Origin of the sequence: Enterobacter sp. ZOR0014, from assembly GCF_000798855.1 — a bacterium.
Lineage (GTDB): Bacteria > Pseudomonadota > Gammaproteobacteria > Enterobacterales > Enterobacteriaceae > Enterobacter > Enterobacter kobei.
Genome location: NZ_JTLF01000093.1, coordinates 1 through 6133, shown reverse-complemented (window position 1 = coordinate 6133; position 6133 = coordinate 1). Strand labels below are relative to the sequence as shown.

The 6133-nt window shown below is 50.0% G+C and carries 8 protein-coding genes; 4 read left to right on the top strand and 4 right to left on the bottom strand.

Features of this window, described 5'->3' with window-relative positions; all coding sequences use genetic code 11:
• Positions 1-271: 271 nt before the first annotated feature.
• The 4 genes from ghrA to L977_RS04500 all read left to right on the top strand — a co-directional run bounded on the left by ghrA (position 272) and on the right by L977_RS04500 (position 3186).
• Complete coding sequence (ghrA, locus tag L977_RS04515) at positions 272-1210, top strand: glyoxylate/hydroxypyruvate reductase GhrA (protein ID WP_023332669.1); 939 nt, start codon at positions 272-274, stop codon at positions 1208-1210.
• A gap of 84 nt (positions 1211-1294) precedes the next feature.
• Complete coding sequence (locus L977_RS04510) at positions 1295-2032, top strand: phosphatase (RefSeq protein ID WP_047624976.1); 738 nt, start codon at positions 1295-1297, stop codon at positions 2030-2032.
• A 20-nt stretch (positions 2033-2052) separates the two neighbouring features.
• Positions 2053-2607 (top strand): TorD/DmsD family molecular chaperone, encoded by a 555-nt coding sequence (locus L977_RS04505; protein ID WP_047624973.1) that lies wholly within the window; start codon positions 2053-2055, stop codon positions 2605-2607.
• A gap of 96 nt (positions 2608-2703) precedes the next feature.
• Positions 2704-3186, top strand: a complete 483-nt coding sequence (locus L977_RS04500; RefSeq protein WP_072253233.1) for a DUF1097 domain-containing protein — start codon at positions 2704-2706, stop codon at positions 3184-3186.
• A 43-nt stretch (positions 3187-3229) separates the two neighbouring features.
• Here L977_RS04500 and csgG read toward each other — a convergent pair whose 3' ends face one another.
• Genes csgG through csgD form a run of 4 tightly spaced genes read right to left on the bottom strand, consistent with a single transcriptional unit; the run spans position 3230 to position 5571 of the window.
• Entirely contained in the window at positions 3230-4063 is an 834-nt protein-coding gene (csgG, locus tag L977_RS04495) for a curli production assembly/transport protein CsgG (protein WP_014883331.1), read from the bottom strand.
• A gap of 26 nt (positions 4064-4089) precedes the next feature.
• Complete coding sequence (csgF, locus tag L977_RS04490) at positions 4090-4503, bottom strand: curli production assembly/transport protein CsgF (protein WP_014883332.1); 414 nt, start codon at positions 4501-4503, stop codon at positions 4090-4092.
• Between the two features lie 23 nt (positions 4504-4526).
• Positions 4527-4916: a curli production assembly/transport protein CsgE gene (gene csgE / locus L977_RS04485; protein WP_047624969.1), complete on the bottom strand. Its 390-nt coding sequence runs from the start codon at positions 4914-4916 to the stop codon at positions 4527-4529.
• A 4-nt stretch (positions 4917-4920) separates the two neighbouring features.
• Positions 4921-5571 (bottom strand): biofilm master transcriptional regulator CsgD, encoded by a 651-nt coding sequence (gene csgD / locus L977_RS04480; protein ID WP_014883334.1) that lies wholly within the window; start codon positions 5569-5571, stop codon positions 4921-4923.
• Between the last annotated feature and the right edge of the window lie 562 nt (positions 5572-6133).

The following is a 6133-nucleotide window of genomic DNA, read 5'->3' as shown; positions in this document are numbered from 1 at the left end:
TTTCCAGGCGTGCTCCTTCAGCCACTCGGACACCTCACCATATTGTCATCCCGTTGTTGCCGGGACGGGCGCTAATGTAAGGAAAAGCCGAACTGCCGTCAACTCACTTTTTCAGTAAATTAGCGTGTTTAGACAAACTTCAGGCAACCTGATTCCGAAATGTGCGAAAAGCGTCTTTTTTATCAGCAATAACATAGCGCCATAAATTTGTTATGCTGACAATCCATTTGAAAATGAAAACAAAACAGCGCGAAAAAAGGCAGGAATGACTATGGATATACTCTTCTATCACCCCACTTTTGATACGGCTTATTGGATTAAAGCACTGTCGGCAGCACTGCCGGGCGCGCGCGTTCGTGAGTGGAAGCGGGGCGATAACGAACATGCTGACTATGCGCTGGTCTGGCATCCACCCGTTGAGATGCTTCAGGGCCGTAAACTGAAGGCCGTGTTTGCGCTTGGCGCTGGCGTGGATTCCATTCTGAGCAAACTGAAGGCACACCCGGAGATGCTGCCGGAAGATATCCCCCTGTTCCGCCTGGAAGATACCGGTATGGGCCAGCAAATGCAGGAATATGCCGTCAGCCAGGTCCTGCACTGGTTCCGTCGCTTTGATGATTATCAGGCCTTTAAGCAGCAATCCCACTGGGAGCCGCTGCCGGAATATCAACGTGAAGACTTTACCATCGGTATCCTCGGGGCGGGCGTGCTGGGCTCAAAAGTGGCTGAAGCCCTTGCCCCGTGGGGCTTCCCGTTACGCTGCTGGAGCCGTAGCCGTAAAGCGTATCCGGGCGTTGAGAGTTTTGCCGGAACGGATGAACTCCCGGCATTTCTGAAAGGCACACGCGTGCTGATCAACCTGCTGCCGAATACGGCGGAAACGGTGGGGATTATCAACGAAGCCTTGCTCAATCAGCTGGCCGATCGGAGCTACCTGATGAACCTTGCGCGCGGGGTGCATCTGGTGGAGCCCGATCTGCTGAAGGCGCTGGATAGCGGAAAGCTTAAAGGTGCCATGCTGGATGTTTACAGCCGTGAGCCGCTGCCTGAAGAAAGCCCTCTATGGCGACACCCTCGCGTGGCAATGACCCCGCATGTCGCCGCCGTGACGCGACCGGCTGAGGCGGTGGCTTATATCTCGCATACTATCGGTGAAATAGAGAAGGGGAACGCGGTTACCGGTCAGGTCGACCGACAGCGCGGCTACTGAGAGAAACCCGGCGTTGGCCGGGTTTTTGCTAATATTCGCCGCTGATAACTGCTATCCTTTGGAAAAACCGCAGAGGAGAGAAAGATGTATCCCGTTGACCTGCATATGCACACCGTCGCCAGCACCCACGCGTATAGCAACCTCCATGATTATATCGCCCAGGCAAAGCTAAAAGGTATTAAGCTCTTTGCGATAACCGATCACGGCCCGGATATGGCGGATGCGCCGCACTACTGGCATTTTGTGAATATGCGGATCTGGCCACGTCTGGTGGATGGCATTGGGATACTGCGCGGCATTGAGGCGAACATCAAAAACACCGACGGTGAAATCGACTGCACCGGCCCGATGCTGACCTCCTTAGATCTGATCCTTGCCGGTTTCCATGAGCCGGTTTTCCCGCCGCAGGATAAAGAGACCAATACCGCGGCGATGATTGCCACCATTGCCAGCGGCAATGTGCATATCATCAGCCATCCGGGTAATCCTATATACCCTATTGATATTCAGGCCGTGGCGCAGGCCGCCGCGAAACACCGTGTGGCGCTGGAGATTAACAACTCCTCGTTCGTGCACTCGCGTAAAGGCAGTGAAGCCAACTGTCGCGAAGTGGCAGCCGCCGTGCGTGATGCCAGAGGGATGGTGGCGCTGGGCTCTGATTCGCACACGGCCTTCACGTTGGGGGATTTTGGCGAGTGCATGAAAGTGCTGCAGGACGTCAATTTCCCGGAAGCACAGATCCTGAACGTCACGCCGCGTCGTATGCTTGATTTCCTTGAGTCGCGCGGCATGACGCCCGTTGATGAATTTGCCGACCTTTAATTGAATAACGGAATAACACAATGAATGAATTCTCCATCCTTTGCCGCGTGCTGGGCTCCCTGTATTATCGCCAGCCGCAGGACCCGCTGTTGGTTCCGCTGTTTACGCTCATTCGCGAGGGTAAGCTGGCGCAGAACTGGCCGCTGGAACAGGATGAGTTACTGGAACGTCTGCAGAAAAACTGTGATATGCAGCAGATCTCAACGGATTACAACGCATTGTTCGTGGGGGAAGAGTGCCGCGTTTCGCCCTACCGTTCTGCCTGGCAGGAAGGGGCGACCGAAGCGGAAGTGCGGGCATTCCTCTCTGAGCGCGGTATGCCGCTGAGCGATACGCCAGCCGATCATATTGGTACTCTGCTGCTGGCGGCCTCCTGGATCGAAGACAACGCGGGTGATGATGAAAATGAAGCCATCGAAATTCTCTTCGAGACGTATCTGCTGCCGTGGGTTGGAACCTTCCTGGGGAAAGTTGAAGCCCACGCCACCTCTCCGTTCTGGAGAACGCTGGCTCCGCTGACGCGCGACGCCATCGCGGCAATGTGGGATGAGCTGGAAGAAGAGAGTGAAGAGTGATTTAAATCACAAAAATTCTGCAACGATACATTTCAACTTGCACGTAATGTGCTTCTGATCTCATTTCCATGATGCGCATCTGCTAAGATGCGCACCATGAACATATTACTTTGTATTGCAATCACGACGGGCATTCTCTCCGGTATCTGGGGATGGGTGGCGGTGTCTCTCGGTTTATTAAGCTGGGCTGGCTTCCTTGGCTGCACGGCCTATTTCGCCTGCCCGCAGGGAGGGCTGAAAGGGCTCTTTATCTCTGGTTGCACGCTGATGAGCGGCGTTATATGGGCGCTGGTTATCATGAAAGGCAGCGCGCTGGCGCCGCATCTGGAGATCCTGGGCTACGTCATGACGGGGGTCGTTGCCTTCCTGATGTGTATTCAGGCGAAGCATCTGCTGCTGTCGTTTGTACCGGGCACCTTTATGGGGGCGTGCGCGACCTTTGCCGGACAGGGGGAGTGGAAGCTGGTCGTCCCTTCACTGGCGCTGGGGTTGCTGTTTGGCTATGCCATGAAGAACAGCGGTCTCTGGCTGGCGGCGCGACGGGAAAAAACGCAAAACATCACCGTGGTGAGTGAATAAAAAAAGGCGAGATAATCATCTCGCCTTTTTTATGCGCTTCCTGTCAGGATTCCGGAGGCACGGACATATCACGGTATTTCACCAGGATCGGGTTCTGCACGTCTGATTTGTTTTGCAGATCCCACAGCCCGCGATCGATACCATCGTTAATCAGGAAGATCACGCCGGTTTCAATGGCTGACATCAGACACATCATGACCGGTTCATTCGAGGTATAACCAATTTCACCTTCCAGTAAACGCTGGTAGTCGATGAAGCGGAATACCCCCGCCTGGACTTCATAAGACAATATCGTTTTGCTGGTGTTTACCGAGGAGAGCACTTCACCGGTACTGACGTTGACGACACGCAGGTTAACGGCAATTTGGTCGAGCTGATACTGGGTATCCGCGCCAATCCCAAAGTAACGTGCTCCCACACCACCCGATTTAACGTTGCTCTCATATCCGATAATCGAACCTTCGATCATGACGTTTGCCGCAGCCAGAGACTGCAGAGGCATTCGGTTATTGTCCGCGACGGTGCCATTCTCCTGTGCAGCACGAATAATTTTTCGTTCATTTAACAGGTTCTGTAGCCCCTGGCGTTCCAGCGGTATAAACCAGTGCGAATCCTTGAGTGCGGTAACCAGCATGGCGGTGGCGCTTTGCGGCACTGCCGTGGAGAAGTTACTGGCCGGGTAGGGCTTAAATTGCCCTGTTTCATCCTGAATGTTGTATACCGAGACAAATATTTTGCCCGTTGGAGAAGGCAAATGGGTTAAATCACGATAACTCTGAGCCCGAGGCATTAATGTTGGTTTTGCAGCTTCTTTAGGCGGAGCAGTTAAACAACCGCTCAATAAGCACACTGCAACAAATATCAGGAAGCGCTGCATGATCGTTGTCCTTATTTAGCTATTGTTTAAAAGTCAGTTGAATTGCTTTGTAGGCCAGAAACCTCAATGGTGGAGGTTTTTCCGGTTTTACGATCGGTTACGTTCAACTGAAGTTGTCCGTCTCTGTTGGCGATATCGACAATAAAATCGTTGGTCACCATTCGGCCGGGCTTGCCGGTGTTAATGTTTGTCAACAATCCCCCTAAAATTTGCGACTGGATAGCCTGGGTGAAGTTATCCAGAGCGGAAGGGGTATCAACGGTAAAGTCCTTATAACTGGGATCTTTATAGGAGTTTTGCGCCTGAGCTTCATTCAGCAGGAACGCACCGTTGTTAGGGTTACCGCCAAAGTTAGGGTTACGGAACTGGAACGTCATATTTCCGCCCCAGCAAAGAGGGGTAATAAGCATTATCGAAACAACTGCATATGCAATACGCATGACAGCCTCCGCATATCGGTTCGCTAGAACTCATCTTTTGCTAAATCGCTGGTGCTTAATAGCGCTCTGTCTATTTGCAGGCGATTAATAGCGTCTTCAGTTTGAGCCAGTGCTAAGGCCACGTTTTTATCGAAGTCTGTTTTCGAGGGGAATAAAAACGTTTGATAAATAACGTCCTGATTAGCCGTGATGGTTATCCAGCTTCCCCAACGTGCACTGGGCCGCTCGTTGATTGTTAAATTACCCGTGTAGGTACTGTCCCATTTATCACTGAAGGCCCGGTAAAAACTGTGCCCGATCGATGAGACTGTGTGGTCAGTTAACAATCCGGGAACTTCGACCTCGACGGCCTGCAGGTTCCCTGCAGCGAGCAAGAAACTCGCTGCGGCGATCCAACTCAACGTGCGCTTCATGTGATTAACGCCTGAGGTTATCGTTTGCCCATGAAACAGCCTGAGTTCGATTTTTAACAGCTATCTTCTTGAAAAGATTATAAAGGTGCGTCTTTACCGTATTTTCGCTGATAAATAACGAACGGGCGATTTCAATATTTGAAGCACCAATGCGTAATTTGTTCAGGATCTCTTTTTCACGGTGCGTGAGCAGCGCGGATTCCGAACTGTTATAGCGGTAGTTACCGGAGTGCGTGATGAGGTAGCTGGCCAGCTTTTGCGAGAAATAACACTCTCCGCGCAATATGCCCTGCAGACCCTCTACCACCCGGCCTTCTTCTTCAGTGACGTAGAACACGCCATTGATATGCGGCCAGCTTTCAATATCTCTGAAAGGGTATTCATCAGGAGTGTTCAATAATAACACGCGGATATTATTGTTTTTCCTGCTTAAGTTATCTTGCCAGTAATGGATAAGCTTCTTATCAGCTTCCATCATATCAAACAGAATGATGCTGCCAGGCGCAATATCATCAAAAGAACGTTGAATATTATGCAATTTCCCGTTCAATGATAAAGATTGCTTTAAATGTTGTAATAAAGCTGTCGCTTGCAGAGAAGGTTTTGTGATCAACAGTAATGTATGACCATGTAAACTATGGACTTCATTATACATGATGAAACCCCACTTATTTTTGGCACCTGACAGCTGCCCTCCTGAAAAGAGGAAGGCACCAGAAGTACTGACAGATGTTGCACTGCTGTGTGTAGAATCAGAACATAACCTCCACAGGGAGGTAAATATAAAACCAATTTCGTACAGCTAATTTCAATCTAGCTTTTACGAAGTTTAAAGCAAGTGTTAATCATGTAACAAGATGTAAAAATCAATATTAATTTGTGAATAATGGCTGTTTTGAATGTTGTTATTTGATATGAAAGTTGTACATATAAATAGGCGTGCACAGATTTTAAAAATCATACAAATTTTATTAACAGATTGATTTTATGTCTTAATTTTTATTTTGGAGACGTTAAGCTTTGGTATGAGTAACTGATACTTTCTAAGCCGTTATGTTCTCCTCTCTCTGGCTTAAGAAAACACGTCCTGTGTCACGTGATGTACAAAATCCCATCCTGCCGTTACGCTTAAACAACGCGGAGGAACGCGTGGGCAGGCTTGTCGTCGTTGTACGACACAACGCGCATAAATATTCTATAAAAAATTAAACCAGCCT

What these genes read in the sequence shown, in the direction of transcription:
- L977_RS04505 (WP_047624973.1), top strand. Translation starts at nt 2,053, where the DNA reads ATGAATGAATTCTCCATCCTTTGCCGCGTGCTGGGCTCCCTGTATTAT.
- L977_RS04500 (WP_072253233.1), top strand. Translation starts at nt 2,704, where the DNA reads ATGAACATATTACTTTGTATTGCAATCACGACGGGCATTCTCTCCGGT.
- csgG (WP_014883331.1), bottom strand. Translation starts at nt 4,063, where the DNA reads ATGCAGCGCTTCCTGATATTTGTTGCAGTGTGCTTATTGAGCGGTTGT.
- L977_RS04510 (WP_047624976.1), top strand. Translation starts at nt 1,295, where the DNA reads ATGTATCCCGTTGACCTGCATATGCACACCGTCGCCAGCACCCACGCG.
- csgE (WP_047624969.1), bottom strand. Translation starts at nt 4,916, where the DNA reads ATGAAGCGCACGTTGAGTTGGATCGCCGCAGCGAGTTTCTTGCTCGCT.
- csgD (WP_014883334.1), bottom strand. Translation starts at nt 5,571, where the DNA reads ATGTATAATGAAGTCCATAGTTTACATGGTCATACATTACTGTTGATC.
- csgF (WP_014883332.1), bottom strand. Translation starts at nt 4,503, where the DNA reads ATGCGTATTGCATATGCAGTTGTTTCGATAATGCTTATTACCCCTCTT.
- ghrA (WP_023332669.1), top strand. Translation starts at nt 272, where the DNA reads ATGGATATACTCTTCTATCACCCCACTTTTGATACGGCTTATTGGATT.